The sequence below is a fragment of the Ruegeria sp. YTSC199 genome, from assembly GCF_059609725.1.
Genome location: NZ_JBXWMF010000002.1, coordinates 244,131 through 267,185 on the forward strand (window position 1 = coordinate 244,131; position 23,055 = coordinate 267,185).

Sequence of the window (23,055 nt, forward strand, 5' to 3'; positions counted from 1 at the left end):
GATGTTAGGAGCAGTGCCGGTGGAATGGTTTCCTTTGGGGCACATTGTTTCAGAAAACGTTGAAATGATGTCGCTCAACTCGGAAACCGGCCTTTTGCAGGGCGATTTCAAGCTCTTTGTGGGGTGGTGTGGATTCGTCCGGCAGCCGAATTCGCTTGCCCGATGCCAGAACCAGCGAGACGCGCACCGAAAAGTCCCAGCGGGTGTCGAAGCGGATGTAGTCGATATCGGCCAAAGCTACCTCGGCTTCGCGATTGCCCGAGAACCATCCTATCCGATCGTTATCCAGCGTCATGCCCGCACGTGTTCCATGCACGATGTCCCAAAGGGCGGGCAGGGTAGACAGGGCCAACAGTCCGACCAGCCACCACGCCGCATCGAAAAGGATCAGCAGGGCCGCAAGCGCCGCGTAGACACAGGTCAGGATCAGGACAGCGCGCGGCGTCCGATTGTGGCGCGTGAAGGTGAACGGGGTCATGCGCCGAGGATTCGCGTCACCATTTCCGTGGTATCCCGCGACAGGTCCGACGTGTCGCCGATGCGGGTCAGCTGAGTTCGGATCAGGGCCTGACGGTCGGGGTCATAACGTTTCCAAGTCTGAAATGCCGTACACATCCGCGCCGTTGTCTGCGGGTTTACCGGGTCCAAGCGGATCAGCCAGTCTGCAAGCAACGCATATCCGGCCCCGTCCGCATGATGGAAACCGGCATGGTTCATGGCCAGAGCCCCCATGACCGCGCGGAATCGATTGGGATTTTTCCAATTGAAATCGGCGTGTTCTGTCAGCGCGTGGGCAATGCCCGCTGCGGCCTCGGGGTCGGCCGTGGTCACCTGAAGGCCGAACCACTTGTCCATCACCAGCCGATCATGCTGCCACTGATCATAGAAAGCAGCCAATTCCTGCTGCCCTGAGCCAGCGCGCAACAGACACGAGAGGGCGGTCAACTGGTGGGTCATGTTGTTGGCGGATGCGTACTCCTCGATGGCCTTGGTGCCACCATCCAGTCGCGATGTCAGGTACAGTGCCGCGCCGGCTAGCGCGCGTTTGCCCGCCTGCTCTGCATTGGGCAGGAATGGCGCGTCAATCAGGGTTTCACTGTGAAGCCGTGGCAACAGGTCCTGCACATGTTGCGCTGTCGCCTGCCGCAAGGTTTCCACGGCCCTCCAGATCGCCATCGGATCGGGGATATCTCCGCTTTCGTGCAGCGTGGCGGCCAATTCGGATTGCGTCGGCAGGCCCAGCATCAGAGAACGATAGGCCGGGTCCAAATCGCCGTCGCGCAGCACGGCCAGCATGCCATCCAGATAGTCAGTGCCGGGCGCGCTGTCTTCGCGGATCATGCGTATTAGTGTGCCCTGCGCCAGCGACCGCCCGGCCTGCCAGCGGTTGAACGGGTCGGTGTCATGGGCCAGCAGAAAGGCGCGCTCGGCATCCGTGTGGTCGTGCTCCAGAATGACCGGCGCCGAAAAATCGCGCAGGATCGAGGCCACCGGCTTGGCGGCCAGCCCGGAGAACTGAAAGCTCTGTTCGGTTTCCGTCAGTTCCAGAATCTTGGTCGTGCGAACTTCATCTCCGTTGGGACCTAGAAGACCGACGGCAACCGGAATCACCTGCGGCAGTTTCTCGGACTGTCCGGGGGTCGGCTCGGTGCGCTGCGACAGAGTCAGGGTGTATGTGCCGTCCGCGTAATCCTCGGCCACGGCCACACGCGGCGTGCCGGACTGGCTGTACCAACGTTTGAACTTACTCAAATCGCGGCCCGTCGTATCTTCGAATACCTTGAGCCAGTCTTCGATAGTGCAGGCCTGCCCGTCATGGCGGTCGAAATAAAGATTCAGTGCCTGCGCATAGGCCTCATCCCCCACCAACCGTTTCAGCATCCCGATCACCTCGGCGCCTTTTTCATAAACGGTAGCGGTGTAGAAGTTGTTGATTTCCTGGAAACTCTCGGGGCGTACTGGATGCGAAAGCGGCCCGTTATCCTCGGGGAATTGCCGCGCTCGCAGGTCGATTGCGTCTTGGATGCGTTTCACCGGGGCCGAGCGCATGTCAGAGGTGAACTGCGCATCGCGGAAAACGGTCAGGCCCTCTTTCAGGCATAGCTGGAACCAGTCGCGACAAGTGATCCGGTTGCCGGTCCAGTTGTGAAAATATTCGTGCGCGATGATCGCCTCAATCCGCTCGAAATTGGCATCGGTTGATGTTTCGGGGCTGGCCAGAACAGCGGATGAGTTGAAGATGTTCAACCCCTTGTTCTCCATCGCGCCCATGTTGAAGTCATCCACGGCCACGATGTTGAACACTTCCAGATCGTATTCGCGGCCGTAGACGTCCTCGTCCCATTTCATCGACTTCTTCAGCGCCTCCATGCCGAAGGCGCATTTGCCCTCATCGCCCGGGCGCACCCACAGGTTCAATTCCACGTCGCGGCCCGACATGGTTGTGAACTGGTCGGAGTGAGCGATGAGGTCTCCGGCAACCAGCGCAAACAGGTAGGCGGGTTTGGGCCACGGGTCCGTCCATTCGGCCCAGCCTTCGCCCTGACCCGTGGGATTGCCGTTGGAAAGAAGTACCGGAAGGTCCCCATTGATGCGCACGGTGAAGGTGGACATCACATCGGGGCGGTCAGGGTAATAGGTGATTTTGCGAAAGCCCTCAGCCTCACATTGGGTGCAGTACATGCCGTTCGACATATACAGCCCCTCAAGTGCGGTATTATTGCCAGGGTCGATCTCGACGACAGCCTCCCAGATGAAAGGCGCATCGGGGACATCAGCGGTCAGGCCCTTGTCTGAAACCTCGGGGGTGATCTCGACCCCGTCGATGACAGCGCGGATCAACGCCAAGTCTTCTCCATGCAGAAAGAAAGTCCGGTCCGTCGCATCGGGGTTCGGTTTGAAGGCAATGCGAGAGGTCACATGGGTCGCGTGATCGGCCAGATCAAAGGTCAGATGCACACTGTCCACAAGATATCCAAAGGGCGTGTAATCTTTCAGGTAGATCGTGGTAGGGGCGGCGTCACGCATCGGGGGCCTCGCATCGGTTCGTGTCTGGCGCGACGTTATGGGCTGTGACGGTGGGCTGCAAGCGGTGTAAGGCGGCTTGTTCACGGGGCCATCAATTGCGTGATGATTTTCATGTGACCTAACGGATCACCTCTGCAACAGGCCAAGACGTGTTGCCTATCGGAAACATCCGACCTAATTGAGGAGCGTATACAGTCGCGTACAATCGAAGGGTAGAGGCATGAGCAGCAGGCAAACATGGAGTGGACTTAAGGTCGATGCAGTTTTGGCCGAGTTCATTGAGGGTCAGGCATTACCGGGAACTGGCGTTGCACCCGAAGTTTTCTGGAACGGTCTTGCGCGGATGGTGACCGATCTGGGTCCGAAGAACCGTGCGCTGCTGGCAAAGCGGGAAGAGATTCAGGGAAAGATCGATGCGTGGCATCTGGATCGCAACGGGCAGGCGCATGATGCCACCGCCTATCAGGACTTCCTGCGCGAGATCGGCTATCTGGTCGAGGAACGCGATGCCTTCCAGATCGAAACCGCAGATGTCGATCCCGAGATTGCCCTGACCCCTGGTCCGCAACTGGTCGTGCCAATCACCAACGCGCGCTTTGCCTTGAACGCCGCCAACGCGCGCTGGGGCAGTTTGTATGATGCGCTTTACGGTACTGACGCGATGGGTGATCTGCCAGCAGGCGGAGGCTATGACGCAGAGCGCGGTGCACGCGTGATTGCCTGGGCCAAAGGATTTCTGGACGACGCCGTGCCTCTGGCCGGCGGGTCGTGGGCGGATGCGTCCGAACTTCGTATTGAAAACAGAACACTTTTACCTGCTTTGGCCGACCCGTCGCGCTTTGTCGGTTTTGGCGGCGCGCCTGAATGCCCCGAATTTGTGTTGCTGAAGAATAACGGCCTGCACGTCAAAATCGCAATTGACCCGTCCAGTACAATCGGTGCCTCCGATCCGGCGGGCATTGCAGATGTCCTGCTGGAATCGGCCCTGTCGACGATCATGGACTGTGAGGACTCTGTCGCCTGCGTCGATGCCGAGGACAAGGTCGTTGCCTATGGCAACTGGCTGGGCCTGATGAAGGGCGACCTGACCGAAGAGGTCAACAAGGGCGGCAACACATTCACCCGCAATCTCGCGGGCGACGTCAATTACACCACGGCCAGCGGTGACCAAGCCACGCTGAAAGGCCGCTCGCTGATGCTGGTGCGCAACGTGGGCCACCTGATGACCAACCCCGCCGTTCTGGACGCCGACGGCAATGAGGTCGGTGAGGGTTTGATGGATGCGCTTTGCACCACTCTGATCGCCATGCACGACCTGCAGCGCGAGGGTGGGAACTCGGTCACCGGGTCGGTCTATGTGGTGAAGCCCAAGATGCACGGGCCGGAAGAGGTGGCATTCTCGGTCGAGATATTCGACATGGTCGAAGACATCCTCGGCCTGCCGCGCAACACCGTGAAGCTGGGTATCATGGATGAGGAACGCCGCACCTCGGTCAACCTAAAAGAATGCATACGCGCCGCTAAATCGCGTGTGGCCTTTATCAACACTGGCTTCCTTGACCGGACGGGGGACGAGATTCACACCTCGATGGAGGCAGGCCCGATGCTGCCCAAAGGTGACATCAAGAACACGCCGTGGATTGCGTCCTATGAGGACCGCAACGTCGATATCGGTCTGGCCTGTGGTTTGAAGGGCAGGGCGCAGATCGGCAAGGGTATGTGGGCGATGCCTGACCGGATGGGCGAAATGCTGGAGGCCAAGATTGGCCACCCGCAATCCGGCGCCACCTGCGCCTGGGTGCCGTCGCCGACCGCTGCGACCCTGCACGCAACGCACTACCATAAGATCGATGTTTTGGCCCGTCAGGACGAACTGGCCGCTGATGGCGCGCGCGGCACGCTGGACGATCTGCTGACCATACCGCTGCTGAATGGTCGCAACCTCGGTGATGATGAGATCACGCGAGAGATTGAGAACAACGCACAAGGTATTCTGGGCTATGTGGTACGCTGGGTCGATCAGGGTGTGGGGTGCTCGAAAGTGCCGGACATCAACGATATCGGTTTGATGGAGGATCGCGCGACCTGCCGGATTTCCAGTCAGGCGCTGGCCAACTGGCTGCACCATGGTATCGTTACGGAAGAACAGGTCGCGGCTGCGATGCGCAAAATGGCCGCTGTGGTGGATCACCAGAATGAAAACGATCCCGTTTACACTTCGATGGCGCCTGGTTTTGACGGTGTCGCCTTTCAGGCCGCCTGCGACTTGGTTTTCAAGGGGCGGATTCAGCCCTCGGGCTATACCGAACCGGTTCTGCACGCGCGCCGTCTGCAACTGAAAGCCAGCCTTTAATCCGACACACAGAGAGGACGGAACATGGCAGTATCATTACGCAAAGCCCGCACGATCATTCGAAAAACAATGGAAACAGGCCGCGAGATGGAGTTGAAGCCTCTGTCCGTTGTGGTGCTGGATGCGGGCGGTCACGTGATCGCGTTTGAGCGCGAGGACGGTGCCGCCCCCGGCCGTTTTGCGATTGCTCACGGTAAAGCCTATGGCTCGGTCATGCTGGGCCTGGCGGGCACGGCGCAAATGCAGCGGGCCGAGGCGCAGGCCTATTTCATGGCCGCTGTGAATGGCGTCTATGGCGGTCAGGTCGTGCCGGTTCCGGGCGGCATTCTTCTGCGGGACCGAAAGGGCGAAATTATCGGGGCAGTGGGCGTGACCGGCGATACCTCGGACAATGATGCGACCGCGGGAGTGACCGGAATTGAGGCAGCAGGCTTGACCGGGGAAATCTGATTTCAACCGGTCTTTGCTGATGAGTGGTGGTGGTTTCGGGGAAATAATTCCGAAATGATGGCTGATTTCGCGACAATGTCCTGAGATTTGACTGAAAATCAGAACGATGTGTGCGTGATTGAACACGTCCTTGCGCTGTCATGCAGGGCGTGTTCTGTTGCACGTTTCCATTGCTGCGGATAGCTTTCCTGTTAATCAAATAACAACAAGGAATACGGAATGTCTCGGCCTGTCGTCGGTATCATCGGCAACTCTTACCTCATGAACGATGAATATCCGACGCATGCAGGCGGAACGATGAATTCCGAAGCTGTCGCTAACGTTTCGCACTGCCTGCCGCTGCTAATCCCCTCCGATCCGCGCTACGTTACGGTCGAGGAATTGCTCGAGGTCTGCGACGGGTTCCTGCTGACCGGCGGGCGCCCAAATGTGCATCCCGAGGAATACGGCGAGGATGCCACCGACGCGCATGGTGAATTTGATCGGGCGCGAGATGCGATCACCCTGCCTCTGGTGCGGTCCTGTGTGGAACGCGGCCAGCCGTTCATGGGTATCTGTCGTGGTTTCCAAGAGGTCAACGTGGCGATGGGCGGAACGCTTTATCCTGAAATACGCGATCTACCGGGTCGAATGAATCACCGCATGCCGCCGGACGGGACGCTTGAAGAAAAGTTCGCCCTGCGCCACGTGGTGTCATTGAGCGAAGGCGGGGTGTTTAATAAACTGTTCGGAGCCCCCGAGGTGATGACCAACACGTTGCACGGTCAGGGCATCAAAACCGTCGGACAGCGTGTAGTGATCGATGGACATGCGCCTGATGGCACGCCCGAGGCGATCTATATCAAGGATGCGCCCGGATTTACCCTGTCGGTGCAATGGCACCCCGAGTGGGATGCTATCAACGATCCGGTCTCCCGCCCCCTGTTCGAGGCGTTCGGTGCAGCCGTACGCGCCTGGGCGACAGGATCGGACGCCGGGTTGATTCAGCAAACGGCGTGAGTTTCGCGCCGGCCCTTATGAGAGGCACCGGACCGGCGCAGCGCGATCAGACCAGCAGGTTGAACTGATTGATCAGCGGTAGGATGCGGGCGCGTTCCCCGGTCAGATCGAACAGTGCATTACCGAGTGCGGGCATCGACGGAGGCGTGCCGGGCTCACCCGCGCCACCCATGTGGCGATTGGTTTCCAATACGCGCACTTCGACCTGCGGCGCGGTGTGCATACGCAGCGCGTCATAGTCGGGGAAGTTGAATTGTTCGACCTCGCCTTCGGCAAAGGTGATCTCGCCGTAGCAGGCCGCAGACAAGCCATACATCATGCCGCCGAACATCTGCGCCTTGACGTTTTCGGGGTCCAGAGCCAGCCCCATGTCACAGGCGATCCATGCCTTGTTGATACGGATGGTGCCGTCTTCGTCGACCACTTCGATCACCTGAGCGACCGGGGTGCCGAAGCTGTAGGTAAAGGCCACTCCGCGCCCCACGCCATCCTGAGCCTGACCCGTCCAACCGGACATCTCGCGCACTGCTTCCAGACATCCCGCCGAAGGTGCGTGTTCTGTTTTCATCAACTCCAACCGGAACTCCAGTGGATCTTGACCGGCGGCATGGGCCATCTCATCCATGAACGTTTCGTGGAAAAACCCGTTATGGCTGTTGCCGACCGAGCGCCAGAATCCGACGGGGACGTCCAGCTTGGCGATGTGGCCGCTCATCCGGTAATTCGGCACCGCGTAGGGCTGGTTGAAAAAGCCCTCGACCAACACCTTATCTGGTCCTGCGCCGGGCATACCGGTGTATCGCGTCACCGCCTGTTGCGTGCAGGACTGCGCCGCGACCTTGCCGTCGATCAGGACCGCCTTTCCGTCCTGCACCGCTCCGCGCATGCGGGCGATGGCGCCGGGGCGAAAATAGTCGTGGCGCATGTCTTCTTCGCGGCTCCACGTGGTTTGAACCGGCGTTCCGGGCATAGCCATGGCAACCTTGGTGGCGATCTCGCCGAAGTCGAGTTCACCCCGACGACCAAAGCCGCCGCCCAGATAGGTGGTGTGGATCTGCACGGCCTCGGTGTCGAGGCCCGCTGTGTTCGCGACGCGGAAGCGGATTAACGTTGGGGCCTGGTTGCCGCACCACAGTTCCAACGCGTCGCCGGTATAAAGCGCGGTCGCGTTCATCGGCTCCATCGTGGCGTGGGCCAGATAAGGCAGCCGATATTCCGCAGTGATCTCGGTCGCACCCTCGGGCGTCACGCTGACATCGCCGTCATCCCGCATTGTCGAGTTCGGGGCGTCGTCGAATGCTTCGGAAATCTTGGCAAAGATACCGTCTGTGTCGGGCGGATAGGGGGCGTCACCCCAATCCACGTCGATGGCCTCAACTGCCTGATTGGCCAACCACGTGTTGTTGGCAATCACCGCGACGCCTGTGCCCAGATCAACGATCTTTTCGACCCCCGGCATGGTTTTCGCGGTGCTGTCGTCAAATCCGTTCATCGCGCCGCCCAGCTTGGGGTTCATGCGCACGGCGGCGAATTTCATGCCGGGTAAGCGGACGTCGACGCCGAACTCAGCCGTCCCGGTTGCCTTTTCGACCATGTCCAGACGTGGTTGGGTCTGCCCCAGATAACGCCACTCGGACGGGTCACGCAGAGGTGCCTCGATCGGCTCAAGTGTGGCTACTTCAACGGCAAGCGCGGTATAAGGGATTTGGTCTCCGTTCGGGGCGATGACGTGACCCGAGGTTGTTTTCAGTTCACTACGATCAACGCCCAACCGGTCAGCGGCGGCCTGTTTCAACGTTTCGCGGGCCGAGGCCCCAGCCTGACGCATCCTCTCGAACCCGTCTTTCATCGAGGTCGATCCGCCAGTGACTTGCAGGCTTAGCGCTTTGCCGAGCACACCCAACGCCTCGCCCAGATTGTGCTGGAAATCCGAGATGTCATAGCCCTTGTTGGGAAGGCTTTCCCCCATCAGGGCCGAGTTGTAATAGGCCGCCGCCGCCGGGCCGTGCAGAACGGTTATCTGGTCCATATCCACGTCCAGTTCTTCGGCGATCAGCGCGGCCCATGTGGTTCTGACACCCTGTCCCATTTCGGCACGAGGGGCAAAAAGAGTCACCCCATTTTGGTCGATCAGAACAAAAGGGTTTAGTGCCGCCTGGCCTTTGCCGGGCTTCAACGGGTTGGCAGCGGGGCGGCTGACATAATAGGCGCCGAACGCCACGCCGCCGACAATCGCGGCAGAACCGATGAGGAAGGTACGGCGCAGGATTTTTCCAACAGAAGCCATCGGTTACGCCTCCTTCAGTTTGCTGGCCGCGTCATGGATCGCGGCGCGTATACGGGGGTAGGTGCCACAGCGGCACAGATTGCCTTGCATGGCCTCGTCAATCTCGGCGTCCGAGGGGGTGGGGTTTTCCGCTAGCAGCGCGGCGGCCTGCATGAGCTGGCCCGACTGACAGTAACCACATTGTGCCACCTGATGATCGACCCAGGCCTGTTGAAGCGTAGTCATCGCGTCGGGTGAACCCATTCCTTCAATCGTGGTCACATCGCCCCAGACATCCGACAGCGCCACCTGGCAGGATCGCACGGCCTCGCCATTAATATGCACGGTGCAAGCCCCGCACGCGGCGACACCGCAGCCGAATTTGGTTCCGGTTAGCCCGACCTCATCCCGCAGCACCCAAAGCAGGGGGACTTCATCGGGTAGGTCAACCTGATGTTGCTTTCCGTTGATCTTCAGGGCGGTCGCCATGGCGCACCTCATCTAACTGTGGCTGGTTTCGTGACATAATTGTCGTAAAATGTCAGTCTGTCAATTGACAAAATTAACAAAAAATGTCACGACTCTGAGCATGACGGAAACAGTTGACGACTCACGGCAAAAAGCGATCCTGAATTCCGCCTTTCAGGCCTTTGCCGCATATGGATTTCGAAAAACCTCAATGGATGATATAGCGCGCGGGGCGGGAATGTCCCGGCCAGCCGTCTATCTTCACTTCAAGAACAAAGAGGCGATCGTCAGCAAGCTGACCGAGGTTTACTATGCCCAAAAAAGCGTCGCGGTGGCTCAGGCGCTGGCGACTTCAGGGTCTGTACCCGAAGTTTTAGTCCGTGCGATGCAAACGCAAACCGAAGGGATGGCGGCGATACTGGCCTCGCCCCACGGGCTCGAGATGCTGGACAACACCAAGTCCATGGCGGCCGAGATCATCTCGGAGGGAGAGGCGAGGCTGGCGGGCCTTTATGCGGATTGGTTGACGCAACAGGCGGAAGCCAGTCGGGTGCGTCTGTTGGCCGATGCGGCCGAGACCGGTCGAACGATCACAGCCACCCTCAAAGGGCTCAAGCTGACCGGCGCAGGTGCCGAGGTCTACGAACGACAGGTGGCGCAGGTTGCAGCGCTGTTCGGCGCGGGGCTTGAGGTCAGGTAACCCGCTGGCGCACCTTGTATTCCGGTGCATCCCACAGGCGGTTCTGCATGATGTCGGTCAGAATATCGACGGCGCGCTCTACATCCTGTTCGTCGATATAAAGCGGGGTAAACCCGAACCGCATGATATCGGGCGCACGGAAATCTCCGATCACACCTCGGGCGATCAGGGCCTGCATGGCGGCGTAACCGTCGGCAAACCGGAAAGAGACCTGACTGCCACGCAGGTTCGGATCGCGCGGGCTGGCCAGCTGCAGCTCGGGGCAGGAGGCCTCGACGCCGGCGATGAACAACTCGGTCAGGTCAATGGACTTGGTGCGCACGTCCGCCATGTCAGCCTTGTCCCAGATATCCATTGCAGCCGACAAAGCGGTCATCTGGATGATCGGGGGTGTGCCCACCCGCATCCTTTCGATTCCGCTGCCGGGGCGGTAGTCCAGATCAAAGGCAAACGGTGCCTCGTGCCCCAGCCAGCCGGACAGGGCAGGGCGCACCCGGTCGGCCAGACGTGGGGCGACATAGATGAAGGCGGGTGCGCCGGGACCTCCGTTCAGGTATTTGTACGTGCAGCCCACCGCGAAGTCGGCATTGCAGCCGGACAGGTCCACCGGGATCGCCCCGGCGGAATGGGCCAGATCCCACACGGTCACGATTCCGTTGGCGTGCGCCAGTTCGGTCAACGCCTTCATGTCGTGCATCCGACCGCTGCGGTAATCGACCTCTGTCAGCATAAGGACGGCGACGTCTTCAGTGATGTGGGTGGCCACGTCTTCGGGCGCGACAATCCGCAATTTGTAATCCGGCCCCAGCGACCGCAACAGGCCATCCACCATGTAGAGATCGGACGGGAAGTTGCCGCTGTCCGATAGCACAACCTTGCGATCCGGGCACAATTCCAGGGCCGAGGCCACGGCCTGATACACTTTGATCGACAACGTGTCTCCGGTCACTACCGTGCCGGGCGCCGCGCCGATCAGCCGCCCAATGCGGTCGCCCAGCCCGGTCGGCAGAGCCATCCACCCGGCCTTGTTCCAGCCGGTGATCAGCATCTGACCCCATTCCTTGACCAGCATGTCGCTCACACGGTCGGTGGCTGCGCGCGGCAGTGGACCCAGCGAGTTGCCGTCAAGGTAAACCATCCCGTCTGGCAGTTCGAACATAGCTTTGGTCGCGGTGAAGTCGGTCATCTCGGGGCTCGCCAGTTTGTGTCATTGTTTGGTAGTAGTCTTCGGCCTATCCGATCCACAATTGTCTGTCCAATGATGCGACATACTGAGCTTTTGCCAATCTGTCCCGAAAGCGATAGGAAAGCGCCCAGAAACGACACGCCTTTACGTTTCGTCAATTGCGGGGAATGAACATGCGCCGGATCGACTTACCGCCTGTCTGGCTTTTTGGGTTTGCTTTGCTGGCCTGGCTGCAAGCGCGCCACTTTTCGCTGGGGCTGTCCCTGGACAGCGGACTTACCGACCTGCTGAGCGGCGTTCTGATCGGGGGCGGTATCCTTTTCGCATTGCTGGCAGTTGTCGAATTCCGGCGCCACAAGACGACGGTCATTCCGCACGAAACGCCTTCGTCGCTGGTGCAATCAGGCATTTACACACGCAGCCGCAATCCGATCTATGTGGGCGATGTTCTGATCCTGGCCGGGCTTGTTTTGCGGTTTGATGCAGTGTTGTCCCTGGTTTTGATTCCAGTATTCGTGTGGGTGTTGGAACGCCGCTTTATACTGCCCGAAGAAGACCGCCTGCGCCGCACGTTTCGCGCGGATTTCGCCCGGTATGAGCGGAAGACCCGCCGGTGGATTTAGAATGACCAGTTTCATGACATCACGTAACGATTGCTGCGCTTGCGAAATAATGTTGCGCAAGATACATGTGTGCTGAACAAACATAACCGACCACACACTCGAAACGAGCGAGAATTAGGGGGATTGCCAGTGAAGATAGGCACACCAAAGGAAATACTGGACGGTGAAAACCGGGTCGCGATGACCCCGGACTCTGCCGCGCAGTTGCAGAAACTGGGCTATGAATGCGCCATTGAAAAAGGGGCGGGTGCTGCTGCCGGCTTTTCGGATGCGGCGTACGAGGCCGCAGGCGTCGAGATTGTGAAAACCGCCGCGTCGCTTTGGAAAACTGCCGATATTGTCGCCAAGGTTCGGGTCCCGACCGAGGCCGAGCTGAAGCGTCTGACCAAGGGCAAGACGTTGATTTCCTTCTTCAACCCTGCTGGGAACGAAGAGGGAATGGAACTGGCCAAGTCCAAGGGCGCAAACGTTATAGCGATGGAGATGGTGCCTCGGATCAGCCGCGCGCAGAAGATGGACGCGCTGTCCTCGATGGCGAATATCGCAGGCTACCGGGCCGTGATCGAAGCTGGTAACAACTTCGGCCGGTTCTTCACCGGTCAGGTGACGGCAGCCGGCAAGGTGCCGCCTGCCAAGGTGCTGATCGTCGGTGCCGGTGTGGCCGGTCTGGCGGCCATCGGAACATCGACCTCGCTGGGTGCGATCACCTATGCGTTCGACGTGCGACCAGAGGTGGCCGAGCAGGTTGAATCCATGGGGGCCGAGTTTGTCTATCTGGACTTTGAAGAAGACCAGCAGGATGGCGCGGCGACCGGCGGCTATGCCTCGGTCCAGTCCGAAGAATTCCGCAACGCGCAGCTGGCCAAGTTCCGCGAACTTGCTCCGGAAATGGACATCGTTATCACCACCGCTCTGATCCCCAACCGCCCGGCGCCGAAGCTGTGGCTGGAGGATATGGTCAAAGCGATGAAGCCGGGCTCGGTCATCGTTGACCTCGCGGCCGAACGTGGCGGTAACGTCGAAGGCACCGTGCCGGACGAGAAGGTCGTCACGGACAATGGCGTGACCATCATCGGTTATACCGACTTCCCCAGCCGGATGGCGGCACAGTCTTCGTCTTTGTACGCGACCAATATCCGTCACATGATGACCGACCTGACGCCCGAGAAGGACGGTCAGATCAACCACGACATGGAAGACGATGTGATCCGCGGCTCGACTGTGACCCATGCTGGCGAGATCACCTTCCCACCGCCTCCGCCCAAGGTGCAGGCGATTGCGGCGCAGAAAAAACCCGAGGTCAAAGAACTGACCCCGGAAGAGAAAAAGGCGCAGGAGATTGCGGCCTTCAAGGCGCAGACCAAACAGCAGTTCACCCTGTTGGGTGTTGGCGGCGCGCTGATGCTGCTGGTGGGGCTGATCGCTCCGGCCAGCTTCATGCAGCACTTCATCGTCTTTGTGCTGGCGATCTTCGTGGGCTTCCAGGTGATCTGGAACGTCTCGCACTCGCTGCATACTCCGCTGATGGCGATCACCAACGCGATCTCGTCGATCATCATCGTTGGGGCCTTGATGCAGATCGGATCGGGGTCGTTCCTGGTCATTCTGCTTGCGGCGCTGTCCGTCTTCATGGCCGGGATCAACATTTTCGGCGGCTTCCTCGTAACCCGGCGCATGCTCGCCATGTTCCAGAAATCTTAAGGAGGCCGGGCACATGGAATTTGGCTTCACTACTGCCGCCTACGTCGTTGCGGCTGTCCTATTCATTCTTTCTCTCGGCGGTCTGTCGAACCAGGAAAGCGCCAAGCGCGCGGTCTGGTACGGCATCGTCGGTATGGCGCTGGCGGTTTTCGCCACGCTGGTTGGTCCCGGTTCGGGCCTGTGGCTGTTGTCGCTGCTGTTGATCGCCGGTGGCGGTTTCATTGGCCAGTATGTCGCGCAACGCGTGCAGATGACCGAGATGCCGCAGCTTGTCGCTGCGATGCACTCGCTAGTCGGTCTGGCGGCTGTTTTCGTCGGCTACAACGCACATTTCGAAGTATTGAACGTCGCAGAAGCGTTTGCGGTCTCGGATGCATCAAAAGAAGTGCTGCTCACGGGGCTCGGAGGGTTTGGTCAACTTATCGCCAAGAAAACCCCGGCAGAACTGTCGATCCTGCATGTGGAACTGTTCCTGGGCGTTTTCATCGGCGCGATCACCTTTACCGGGTCGGTCGTGGCCTATGGCAAGCTGGCGGGAAAAGTGACATCTGCGGCGACCAAGCTGCCCGGTGGTCATGCGTTGAACGCGGCAGCGGCGGGTCTCTCACTGATCTGTCTGATCTGGTACACCGCTTCGGGTGGCTTCTTCCCGCTGTTCCTGATGACGCTGGCGGCGCTGTTCATCGGCTATCACCTGATCATGGGCATCGGCGGTGCCGACATGCCGGTGGTTGTGTCTATGCTGAACAGCTACTCGGGCTGGGCGGCGGCAGCGATTGGCTTCTCGCTGGGCAACGACCTGCTGATCGTGGTCGGTGCGCTGGTGGGCTCATCCGGTGCGATCCTGTCCTACATCATGTGTAAGGCAATGAACCGGCACTTTGTCAGCGTGATCCTGGGCGGCTTTGGCGGCCCACAGGGAGAGCAGATGGCCGTTGAGGGTGAGCAGGTGGCCATCGACGCCGATGGTGTCGCGGCTGCCCTGAACGACGCTGACAGCGTGATCATTATCCCGGGCTACGGTATGGCGGTGGCGCAGGCACAGCAGTCGGTCTCTGAACTGGTCCGCAAGCTGCGTGCCAAGGGCAAGGAAGTGCGCTTTGCAATCCACCCTGTTGCGGGTCGTCTGCCGGGCCACATGAACGTTCTGCTGGCCGAAGCGAAGGTACCTTACGATATTGTTCTGGAAATGGACGAGATTAACGAGGACTTCCCGGATACGGACGTGGCCATTGTTATCGGTTCGAACGACATCGTGAACCCTGCCGCACAGGAAGATCCCAACAGCCCCATCGCCGGGATGCCGGTTCTGGAATGCTGGAAGGCCAAGCAGGTGTTCGTGTCGAAGCGTGGTCAGGGTACGGGTTATTCGGGCATCGAAAACCCGCTGTTCTTCAAAGAGAACACCCGCATGTTCTACGGCGATGCCAAGGCATCGCTAGACAAGCTCCTGCCCATGATCGACTGATCTGCGGCATGATCACCAAAGAAAGGCGCCCCAGCGGGCGCCTTTTCTGTTTTTGGTGTACCCTTTACTCTCAGGAGGTGCCCGATGGAAAAAGTGAACGGTATAGGCGGCCTGTTTTTTCGCGCCAGCGACCCCGTGGCGCTGAGCGCTTGGTACGAAAAACACCTTGGCGTCAATCACTACGACCCGGTGCCATGGAAGCAGAGCGAGGGGTACACGGTCTTTGCCCCTTTTGCACAGGACACCGAGTATTTCGGACGCAACAAGCAACAATGGATGATCAATTTCCGCGTCGATGATCTGGCCGCTATGATCGCCCAGTTGGAAGCCGCCGGAATCGCGGTCGAGACCCGCGCCGAATGGGATAGCGAGATCGGGAAATTCGCCCGCATTCACGACCCCGAGGGAAATCCGATCGAACTCTGGGAGCCAAATCAATGAGATAGCTGGCTTGTATACCGAAGTATTCCTGTAAGTATATGAAATAAAAAGAGAATTGATGTATTGGGTGTGTGCCGTATAGTGCGTCGGACGAAGCGGAGCACTAAATGACGCCGATAGATGACCATCCCCTGCGCTACGCACTGGCCAATGAACTGCACGCGCGCCCGTTTCCTGTGGCGACAATGCCGTGCACGGTGGTTTTTCTGGCGATCAAGAAACCGGAAGCCGCCGTTGCGCGGGATCGTAGCGAGGATTTGGTGCACCTGATCAACCTGCTGGATCGTCACGGCGCACAGCACCCTCAGCCGGATGCCACGCACTACGCCGGTCAGATCGGGCGTCACTGGCTGAAGTGGGAGCAGCATACAGAGTTCGTGACTTACACCGCGATTGCCCAGAATGTGAGTGATCGCGCGTTTAACCCGGCCGATTTCGAAGTCTTCCCACCTGATTGGCTGATGGCCAGCCCGGGCCAGCGGGTCACTTCGGCAATGGTGCGAGTTATCGAACGTGAAGAAGACAAGGCAGTTAAATCCAAACTAATGGATTGGTTTGAACCGGAAAGCCTCGCCGTTGCCCGTGTGTTGGATGATTCCGCCGTTTGCGCCAGTGATTTTCGTATCGACCCGGCAGGACATGTGCGCTTTGCCCTGTTTGTCAGCGAGGGCACGGGGGAGCGCAGGACGGGTCGGATCGTGCAGCGTCTGTGCGAGATCGAGACATACAAGGCGATGTCCATGCTGGGCTTCGCTCGGGTCAAGCAGTTGATGCCCCGTATCGGCGAACTTGACGGAAAGCTGACCCGGTTGATGGGGCAGATGTCAGATAACTCGGCCCAGCCTGACGAATTACTGGAGGACCTTTTATCGACTTCGATCGAGCTTGAAACCCTTTCGGCGCAGAGTTCCTTTCGGTTCGGGGCGACGGGGGCTTACGAGGCCATCGTTAATCAGCGCATCGAGGTTTTGCGTGAACAGCGGTTCGAAGGTGGTCAGAACTTCGCCGATTTCATGATGCGCCGCTACGATCCTGCAATCCGCACTGTTAAGTCTACGGAACGCCGGCTTCAGGCACTCTCCGACCGGGCTATCCGAGCGGGAGAGTTGCTGCGGACCCGTGTAGACGTGGAACGCAGCGCTCAGAACCAGGCGTTGTTGGAAAGCATGGATCGCCGCGCCGATCTGGCCTTGCGTTTGCAGCATACAGTCGAGGGGCTCTCGGTGGTGGCGATCAGCTATTATGCTGTCTCGCTCGCCAGCTATTTGCTGTACCCGCTGACCAAAGCCGGGATCAGCAAGGGCATGCTGACAGCGGCAGTGACGATCCCGGTGGTGCTGGCGGTTTGGCTTGCGATTCGGCAAATCCGCAAACGACTGGAATGATCCGCATTTGCCAAAACGGTTCTTGCCTGTAGAACAGGGACGACTGACACATTCTTCCAAGGACTCCCGGTGATCGGACTTTTGGCCGCGTGGCGGGCCGTGGCTGCCATGTTCATTTTGAACGGTGCGCTATTCGGCATCTGGGCGTCTCGTATCCCTGCAGTGCGCGACAGGCTGGACCTGACGCATGAGGCGCTGGGTTATGGGCTGTTGTTCATGGCGGCGGGGGCGGTGTGTTCCTTTCCTGTTACCGGGCGCCTGACCGACCGGTTTGGTGCCGTGGCGCTAACGCGGGTCATCGCGGTTCTCTACACTCTGTCACTGATCCTGCTGGCCATGGCGGGCGGGTTCTGGACGCTGGCGGCGTTCCTTTTTGTGTTCGGGGCCTTTCACGGTTCGATGGACGTGGCGATGAACGCCTGGGCGGCCGAGGTGGAACAAGCCTATCGCAAGCCGGTCATGTCCTCGTTCCACGCGATGTGGAGCCTTGGGGCCGGATTGGGCGCGCTCAGTGGATATGGCGCAGTGCAGGTGGGACTGACGGTAATGCAGCACTTTTTGCTGGCGGGTGGTGTCGTTGTGATCTTGGCGCTGTCCTTGTCCTGGGTGCGCTGGTCCTCCCGCAAAGCCGTGTCGCCAGGGCGCGCGGTCTTTGCCTTACCCTCCGGTGCGCTGATCCTTGTGGGTTTCACCGCCCTGTGCGGTGCATTGGGTGAAGGTGCCGTGGCGGATTGGAGCGCGATATTCCTGCGCGATGTAACCGGAGCAGCGGAAAGCATCGCGGCCCTTGGGTACGCTGTGTTTTCGGTGACCATGGTGGCTTTCCGGCTGGCCGGCGGCTTTGTGATCGCCCGCTTTGGCCCCGTTGCCATTGCCCGTTTCGGCGGCGTTTGCGCGGCGTTAGGCGTGCTAGTTGTGGTCTCGGCGGCAGAGGCAGGGATGGCGCTGGCAGGCTTTGCGTTGATGGGGGTTGGCTATGCCGTGATCATGCCGCTGGCCTTCAGCCGGGCCGCGAATGATCCGCACGTGCCGCCGGGGCAGGCCATCGCCAGCGTGGCGACGCTGGGGTACGGAGGACTGTTGATTGGCCCACCGCTTATTGGGTTTCTGGCAGAGATGCTTACATTACGACTGGCGTTCACGGCCTTGCTGCCTTTGGCTATTCTGATTGTCCTGTTATCTGGCGCGCTGCGGCCTGCGCCTTTGGATTGACGCCGCGACTACGCCGGGATGCACCCCGGTCAAAAGAACAAGTTGGGAGATGACTATGCCGATCAAGAACCGCTTCGCCGAACTGCAGAGTGAAATCACCGAGTGGCGCCGCGACATTCATGAAAACCCCGAGATTCTGTTTGAGACCCATCGCACCAGCGCATTGGTCGCGGACAAGCTAAAGGAGTTCGGCTGTGATGAGGTGGTTACCGGCATCGGCCGCACCGGTGTCGTTGGTGTTATCAAGGGCAAGGTTGATACAGGTGGCAAGGTGATTGGCCTGCGGGCGGACATGGATGCGTTGCCAATCCACGAGGCAACGGGGTTGGACTATGCCTCCAAGACCGAAGGGGCGATGCATGCGTGTGGTCATGACGGTCACACGGCGATGTTGTTGGGGGCGGCAAAATACCTCTCGGAAACCCGAAATTTCGACGGCACCGTTGTGGTGATCTTCCAACCGGCGGAGGAGGGCGGCGGTGGCGGTCGCGAAATGTGCGAAGACGGCATGATGGACCGCTGGGGCATTCAGGAAGTTTACGGAATGCACAACTGGCCCGGCCGCCCTGTGGGTAGTTTTGCCATCCGCCCCGGTGCATTCTTTGCGGCCACCGATCAGTTCGACATTACATTTGAAGGCAAAGGCGGGCATGCGGCCAAACCGCATGAGACCATTGATACCACTGTGATGGCCGCGCAAGCGGTGCTGGCCTTGCAGACGGTCGCTGCGCGCAACGCCGATCCGGTGGATCAGGTTGTGGTCTCAGTAACATCATTTGAGACCTCGACCACGGCTTTCAATGTGATTCCGCAGACGGTACAACTGAAAGGGACCGTCCGCACAATGAGCCCGCAGATGCGGGATCTGGCAGAAAAGCGCATCAAAGAGATCTGCAACGGTGTGGCCGCAACCTTTGGCGGGACCGCCGAGGTGACCTATTACCGGGGTTATCCGGTGATGGTGAACAGCGACGAGCAGACGGATTTCGCCGCAGATGTCGCGCGATCCATATCCGGCAGTTGTGACGAGGCGCCCTTGATCATGGGCGGCGAGGATTTTGCCTTTATGCTCGAGGAACGGCCGGGCGCGTATATTCTGGTCGGCAATGGCGATACGGCGGCGGTGCATCATCCCGAATACAATTTCAACGATGACGCGATCCCTGCCGGTTGCAGCTGGTGGGCCGGGATCGTTGAGCAGCGGATGCCTGCGGCTTGATGGGCAGGGTGGGGGCTCGGCCCCCGCACCGCCGGGATATTTTTAGCCAGATGAAGCTGGATCCGGGTCAGACAAGCTGAGCTGGGTGCAGAGCGTTTCGACGATGTGGTCCAGCGCGGACTTTTGGGTGTTTACACAGGATTTTGCAGCGCTGCGCGCCGTGTCCAAAGCGTGTTGATCCGACTGCCAGGTTGCCACAGCTGTGGCCAGGTCGGTGGCGGATTGGACTTGCAGCGCTCCCCCTGTTTCGATCAGCGGGGCATAGGTTTCGGCAAAGTTGAAATAGCCCGGGCCGGTGATCACGGCGGCTCCGGCCTGAGCGGGTTCGAACGGGTTGTGGCCGCCGATTTCTTTCAATGAGCCACCCAGAAACACAATAGGGCAGAGGGCGTACCATGTGCCGGTCTCGCCCAGAGTGTCAGCCACGTAGATTTGTGTTTCCTCGGTGATCTGATCCCCGGCAGACCGGAATGCCGCGGTTTGTCCGGCTTGCTCAATCACCGCGGCCACATCCTTGCGGCGTTCGGGGTGCCGGGGGATCAGCAAAAGAAGCAGATCGGGCCAGCGTTTGAGCAAATCCGCATGAGCCTCCAGCACGGTTTCCTCTTCGCCTGCATGGGTTGAGCTGGCGATCCAGACGGGGCGGTCTCCGACCTGCGCGCGAATGTCGGACACTGTGGTTTGCTCCACGGGCAGAGGGTCGGACATCGCCTTGAGGTTCGTTCCGGGCTGAACACGGTCCGGGCGCGCGCCCATGGCGATCAGGTTTGCGGCCGTCTTGTCATTTTGTGTCAGGAACAGGCGGAAATGGTCCAGTATGAAGCACGCCGTATCGGGGCGTTTTTTCCAACCCTCTACGGATTTGTCCGACAGGCGTGCATTGAGCAGCGCAAGCGGGATGCCACGGGTCGCGCCTTCGACAATCAGGCGCGGCCAGATTTCGCTTTCGACAAAGATACCTGCGTCGGGGCGCCAGTGATCCAGAAAGCGCCGGACGGGGCCGGGCATGTCGAGGGGCGGGAATTGGTGGCGCGCGCGCGGCGGCATGCGTTTTTCAATCAGCGCTGCTGAAGTCGGTGTGCCAGAGGTGATCAGAAACTCGGCATCGGGCAGGCGCTCTCCCAACCGTTTGATCAGGCTGATCACCGAAAGGGTTTCGCCGACACTGGCCGCGTGGAACCAGATCAAGCGGCCGTCGGGGCGGGACAGGCTGGCGTGGCCCAGACGTTCTTTTCGCCGTGTTTCGGGAACCTCGGCGGCCTGCAGCTTTCTCCGCACCGTGCGCCAGACCAGCGGGCCTGCAACGGCGGTCAGGCCACAATACAATTTGTAGAGCAGCGTTGGCTTGCTCGGCTGATCCGGCATGTCAGCCGCCTGTGTGGCTCATGTGACGGCTCATTCTGCCGTCGACCGCTTGGCGGGAATAGTCGAAATCGTGACCCTTGGGCTTGAGGTTGATCGCCGCGCGGATCGCATCCTCAAGCGGTTGCTCGGTGTCGGGATGGTCACGCAAAGAGCCACGCAGGTCGGCCATGTCCTCTTGGCCGAGGCACATGTACAATTCGCCGGTGCAGGTCAGGCGTACGCGGTTGCAGCTTTCGCAGAAATTATGCGACAGCGGCGTGATGAAGCCGATCTTTTGCCCGGTTTCTTCAAGCCGGACATAGCGGGCGGGTCCGCCGGTGCGTTCGGCCAGATCGGTGACCGAATAGTGGTTTTCGTATTCCTTGCGCACGTCCTTCAGCGACCAATACTGATCCAGCCGATCCTCGTTGCCGATGTCGCCCATCGGCATGACCTCAATCCAGGTCAGGTCCATGTCGCGCTCGGCACACCATTTCGTGATCGTGGGCAATTCTTCTTCGTTGAAGCCCTTCAGGGCCACCGCATTGATCTTGATCCGCAGTCCGGCCTTTTGCGCCGCGTCGATACCGTTGAGCACCTGTTTCAGGCGACCCCAGCGGGTGATTTGCGCAAATTTATCCTCGTCCAGCGTATCCAGCGAGATATTCACCCGCCGCACGCCCGCGGCATAGAGATCATCCGCGAAGCGATGCAGCTGCGAACCGTTTGTGGTTAGCGTCAGCTCTTTCAACGCGCCGCTGTCCAGATGCCGGGTCATGCTGTTGAAAAACGTCATGATATTGCGGCGCACCAGCGGTTCGCCACCGGTGATGCGCAGCTTTTCCACGCCCAACTTCACAAAGGTGGTGCACATGCGGTCCAGCTCTTCCAGCGTCAGCAGGTCTTTCTTCGGCAGGAACTTCATGTCCTCGGACATGCAGTAGACGCATCGGAAATCGCAGCGGTCCGTAACGGAGACGCGGAGATAGGTAATCGCACGTGCGAATGGGTCGATAAGCGGAGCAGTCATGCGACATAGGTAAAGCCGGGACCTACCTCCGACAAGGGTGAAGTTTCCTTTGCGCTGGTACAGATGCGCGCAGGGCGGTAGATTGACGACATGAGATATACGCTTTTGACTTTGTGCGTTCTGGTTGCGGGATGCGATACCGTGCGGTCGACAACAGATCGTGTGTTGGGGTCGGGTAGCGCACCCGCCGAGGCGGAAGAGGTCGTGACTGAGGAAACGGTCGAACCGGAACCGGTTGCGGTCGCGCCTGCAAGCTGGGTTGGTGCAAAGACCACCATTGCCGGATTGGGGGATCCGACGACGCCAGGACGGTGGTTGGAAACACCGCTGGTCGATACCGAATTCACCGGTCGCGTGGTAGTGCCGAAAACCGGGTCGCAAGCCTATATCACTCTGGTCCCGGCCCCGGGGCCGGAGAGTGGTGGCAGTCGGTTGTCGCTGGACGCGATGCGGGCCTTGTTGGTGCCGTTTGACGAGTTGGTTGAACTTGAAGTCTATTCCAACTGATCTGTCAGGTACTTTCCTGCTTCGCGATGGGCAAAGCGCTTCATTGCTTCGCCATGTGAGGCCAGAAAGGCAATCACGCGGTCCGGGTCATGTTTTGATAACTCGCGCAGCCACCATGCAATGGCTTTCTGGATGAACCAGTTGCGGTCAGGGACATAGCCCGCCGCCCAGCTAAGGATACGGTCGCGACGCGCCAGATCCTCGGGTTTCGGGTGGTTCTGTTTAGTCCAGGGCAGCGTGGCCACCAGCGCTGCGCGCCGCGTCCACATTTGATCCGACGTTGTCCAGCATTCGACCTGATCCAGCCGGGACGGGTCGGTTGACAGACGTTTCTGCATCGCCATGCAGGCGTGATCGGCCACAGCCCAAGCGTCGAAATCGGGCAGCCAACTTTGCAGAAGTCCCCAGACAGCCTCGTCAGGGCGAATACGCGCCTGTGTCAATAGTTTGGCAGCGGCCAGGCGACCTTCGTGGATGTTGGTCTGCCAGAGCGCATCTGCCAGTTTGACGCGCGCAGGCACATCCAATTCCTGACGCCATGCCTTGGTCAGGTCATTCAGTACCGGGTTGCCGACGCCAAGGTAAGGACGGTCGGCCTTATGATAGGCCGCCATCTGCTCGGCGCGCTCCGCGTCCGCATGTGTTCTGATCTGATCCAGATAGGTGACCAGCATCG

Annotated in this window: 20 protein-coding genes; 12 read left to right on the forward strand and 8 right to left on the reverse strand. The window is 59.7% G+C overall.

The window, feature by feature from the left end:
- Positions 1 to 49 precede the first annotated feature (49 nt).
- Both AC2FEE_RS02915 and pepN read right to left on the reverse strand, forming a co-directional pair.
- The gene (locus tag AC2FEE_RS02915; RefSeq protein ID WP_496862933.1) at positions 50 to 478 is read right to left on the reverse strand and encodes a hypothetical protein; all 429 of its coding nucleotides are present in this window, start codon (positions 476 to 478) and stop codon (positions 50 to 52) included.
- Positions 475 to 3,027, reverse strand: coding sequence for an aminopeptidase N (gene pepN / locus AC2FEE_RS02920; protein WP_496862935.1), 2,553 nt, complete (start codon positions 3,025 to 3,027; stop codon positions 475 to 477). The genes AC2FEE_RS02915 and pepN overlap by 4 nt, the downstream gene beginning before the upstream one ends.
- A gap of 220 nt (positions 3,028 to 3,247) precedes the next feature.
- Between pepN and AC2FEE_RS02925 the strand changes: the two genes are divergently transcribed.
- The 3 genes from AC2FEE_RS02925 to AC2FEE_RS02935 all read left to right on the forward strand — a co-directional run bounded on the left by AC2FEE_RS02925 (position 3,248) and on the right by AC2FEE_RS02935 (position 6,829).
- Positions 3,248 to 5,380: a malate synthase G gene (locus AC2FEE_RS02925; RefSeq protein ID WP_496862936.1), complete on the forward strand. Its 2,133-nt coding sequence runs from the start codon at positions 3,248 to 3,250 to the stop codon at positions 5,378 to 5,380.
- A gap of 24 nt (positions 5,381 to 5,404) precedes the next feature.
- Positions 5,405 to 5,830, forward strand: a complete 426-nt coding sequence (locus AC2FEE_RS02930) for a GlcG/HbpS family heme-binding protein (protein WP_496862937.1) — start codon at positions 5,405 to 5,407, stop codon at positions 5,828 to 5,830.
- Between the two features lie 219 nt (positions 5,831 to 6,049).
- Complete coding sequence (locus AC2FEE_RS02935) at positions 6,050 to 6,829, forward strand: gamma-glutamyl-gamma-aminobutyrate hydrolase family protein (protein ID WP_496862938.1); 780 nt, start codon at positions 6,050 to 6,052, stop codon at positions 6,827 to 6,829.
- A gap of 46 nt (positions 6,830 to 6,875) precedes the next feature.
- Here the strand turns inward: AC2FEE_RS02935 and AC2FEE_RS02940 are convergent, their stop codons facing one another.
- Both AC2FEE_RS02940 and AC2FEE_RS02945 read right to left on the reverse strand, forming a co-directional pair.
- Positions 6,876 to 9,116 (reverse strand): xanthine dehydrogenase family protein molybdopterin-binding subunit, encoded by a 2,241-nt coding sequence (locus tag AC2FEE_RS02940; RefSeq protein ID WP_496862940.1) that lies wholly within the window; start codon positions 9,114 to 9,116, stop codon positions 6,876 to 6,878.
- Between the two features lie 3 nt (positions 9,117 to 9,119).
- Positions 9,120 to 9,584, reverse strand: a complete 465-nt coding sequence (locus AC2FEE_RS02945; protein ID WP_496862941.1) for a (2Fe-2S)-binding protein — start codon at positions 9,582 to 9,584, stop codon at positions 9,120 to 9,122.
- A 100-nt stretch (positions 9,585 to 9,684) separates the two neighbouring features.
- On the opposite strand from AC2FEE_RS02945, the gene AC2FEE_RS02950 reads away from it, so the two are divergent.
- Positions 9,685 to 10,263, forward strand: coding sequence for a TetR/AcrR family transcriptional regulator (locus AC2FEE_RS02950; RefSeq protein WP_496862942.1), 579 nt, complete (start codon positions 9,685 to 9,687; stop codon positions 10,261 to 10,263).
- On the opposite strand, the gene kynU is transcribed toward AC2FEE_RS02950, so the two are convergent.
- Positions 10,256 to 11,449 carry a kynureninase gene (kynU, locus tag AC2FEE_RS02955; RefSeq protein WP_496862943.1) on the reverse strand — a complete coding sequence of 398 codons (1,194 nt, stop codon included), beginning with the start codon at positions 11,447 to 11,449 and terminating at the stop codon, positions 10,256 to 10,258. The two genes, AC2FEE_RS02950 and kynU, sit on opposite strands and share 8 nt — an antisense overlap.
- Before the next feature lie 173 nt (positions 11,450 to 11,622).
- Between kynU and AC2FEE_RS02960 the strand changes: the two genes are divergently transcribed.
- The 7 genes from AC2FEE_RS02960 (at position 11,623) to AC2FEE_RS02990 (ending at position 19,498) form a co-directional block, all read left to right on the forward strand.
- Positions 11,623 to 12,072, forward strand: coding sequence for a methyltransferase family protein (locus tag AC2FEE_RS02960; RefSeq protein ID WP_496862944.1), 450 nt, complete (start codon positions 11,623 to 11,625; stop codon positions 12,070 to 12,072).
- A 129-nt stretch (positions 12,073 to 12,201) separates the two neighbouring features.
- Positions 12,202 to 13,773 carry a Re/Si-specific NAD(P)(+) transhydrogenase subunit alpha gene (locus AC2FEE_RS02965; RefSeq protein ID WP_496862945.1) on the forward strand — a complete coding sequence of 524 codons (1,572 nt, stop codon included), beginning with the start codon at positions 12,202 to 12,204 and terminating at the stop codon, positions 13,771 to 13,773.
- Between the two features lie 13 nt (positions 13,774 to 13,786).
- A complete protein-coding gene (locus tag AC2FEE_RS02970; RefSeq protein WP_496862947.1) occupies positions 13,787 to 15,241 on the forward strand; it encodes an NAD(P)(+) transhydrogenase (Re/Si-specific) subunit beta in 1,455 nt (484 codons plus the stop codon).
- Between the two features lie 84 nt (positions 15,242 to 15,325).
- Entirely contained in the window at positions 15,326 to 15,682 is a 357-nt protein-coding gene (locus AC2FEE_RS02975; protein WP_496862949.1) for a VOC family protein, read from the forward strand.
- 107 nt (positions 15,683 to 15,789) lie between these two features.
- Entirely contained in the window at positions 15,790 to 17,067 is a 1,278-nt protein-coding gene (locus AC2FEE_RS02980) for a DUF3422 family protein (protein WP_496862950.1), read from the forward strand.
- A 69-nt stretch (positions 17,068 to 17,136) separates the two neighbouring features.
- Positions 17,137 to 18,279, forward strand: coding sequence for an MFS transporter (locus AC2FEE_RS02985; protein ID WP_496862951.1), 1,143 nt, complete (start codon positions 17,137 to 17,139; stop codon positions 18,277 to 18,279).
- 55 nt (positions 18,280 to 18,334) lie between these two features.
- Positions 18,335 to 19,498 (forward strand): M20 aminoacylase family protein, encoded by a 1,164-nt coding sequence (locus tag AC2FEE_RS02990; protein WP_496862952.1) that lies wholly within the window; start codon positions 18,335 to 18,337, stop codon positions 19,496 to 19,498.
- 42 nt (positions 19,499 to 19,540) lie between these two features.
- Here the strand turns inward: AC2FEE_RS02990 and AC2FEE_RS02995 are convergent, their stop codons facing one another.
- Complete coding sequence (locus AC2FEE_RS02995; protein WP_496862953.1) at positions 19,541 to 20,863, reverse strand: 3-deoxy-D-manno-octulosonic acid transferase; 1,323 nt, start codon at positions 20,861 to 20,863, stop codon at positions 19,541 to 19,543.
- Between the two features lies 1 nt (position 20,864).
- A complete protein-coding gene (gene moaA, locus AC2FEE_RS03000) occupies positions 20,865 to 21,872 on the reverse strand; it encodes a GTP 3',8-cyclase MoaA (RefSeq protein WP_496862955.1) in 1,008 nt (335 codons plus the stop codon).
- Positions 21,873 to 21,962: 90 nt separating this feature from the next.
- Between moaA and AC2FEE_RS03005 the strand changes: the two genes are divergently transcribed.
- Entirely contained in the window at positions 21,963 to 22,379 is a 417-nt protein-coding gene (locus AC2FEE_RS03005) for a hypothetical protein (RefSeq protein WP_496862957.1), read from the forward strand.
- Here AC2FEE_RS03005 and AC2FEE_RS03010 read toward each other — a convergent pair.
- Positions 22,367 to 23,053, reverse strand: coding sequence for a DNA alkylation repair protein (locus AC2FEE_RS03010; RefSeq protein WP_496863031.1), 687 nt, complete (start codon positions 23,051 to 23,053; stop codon positions 22,367 to 22,369). The two genes, AC2FEE_RS03005 and AC2FEE_RS03010, sit on opposite strands and share 13 nt — an antisense overlap.
- Positions 23,054 to 23,055 lie beyond the last annotated feature (2 nt).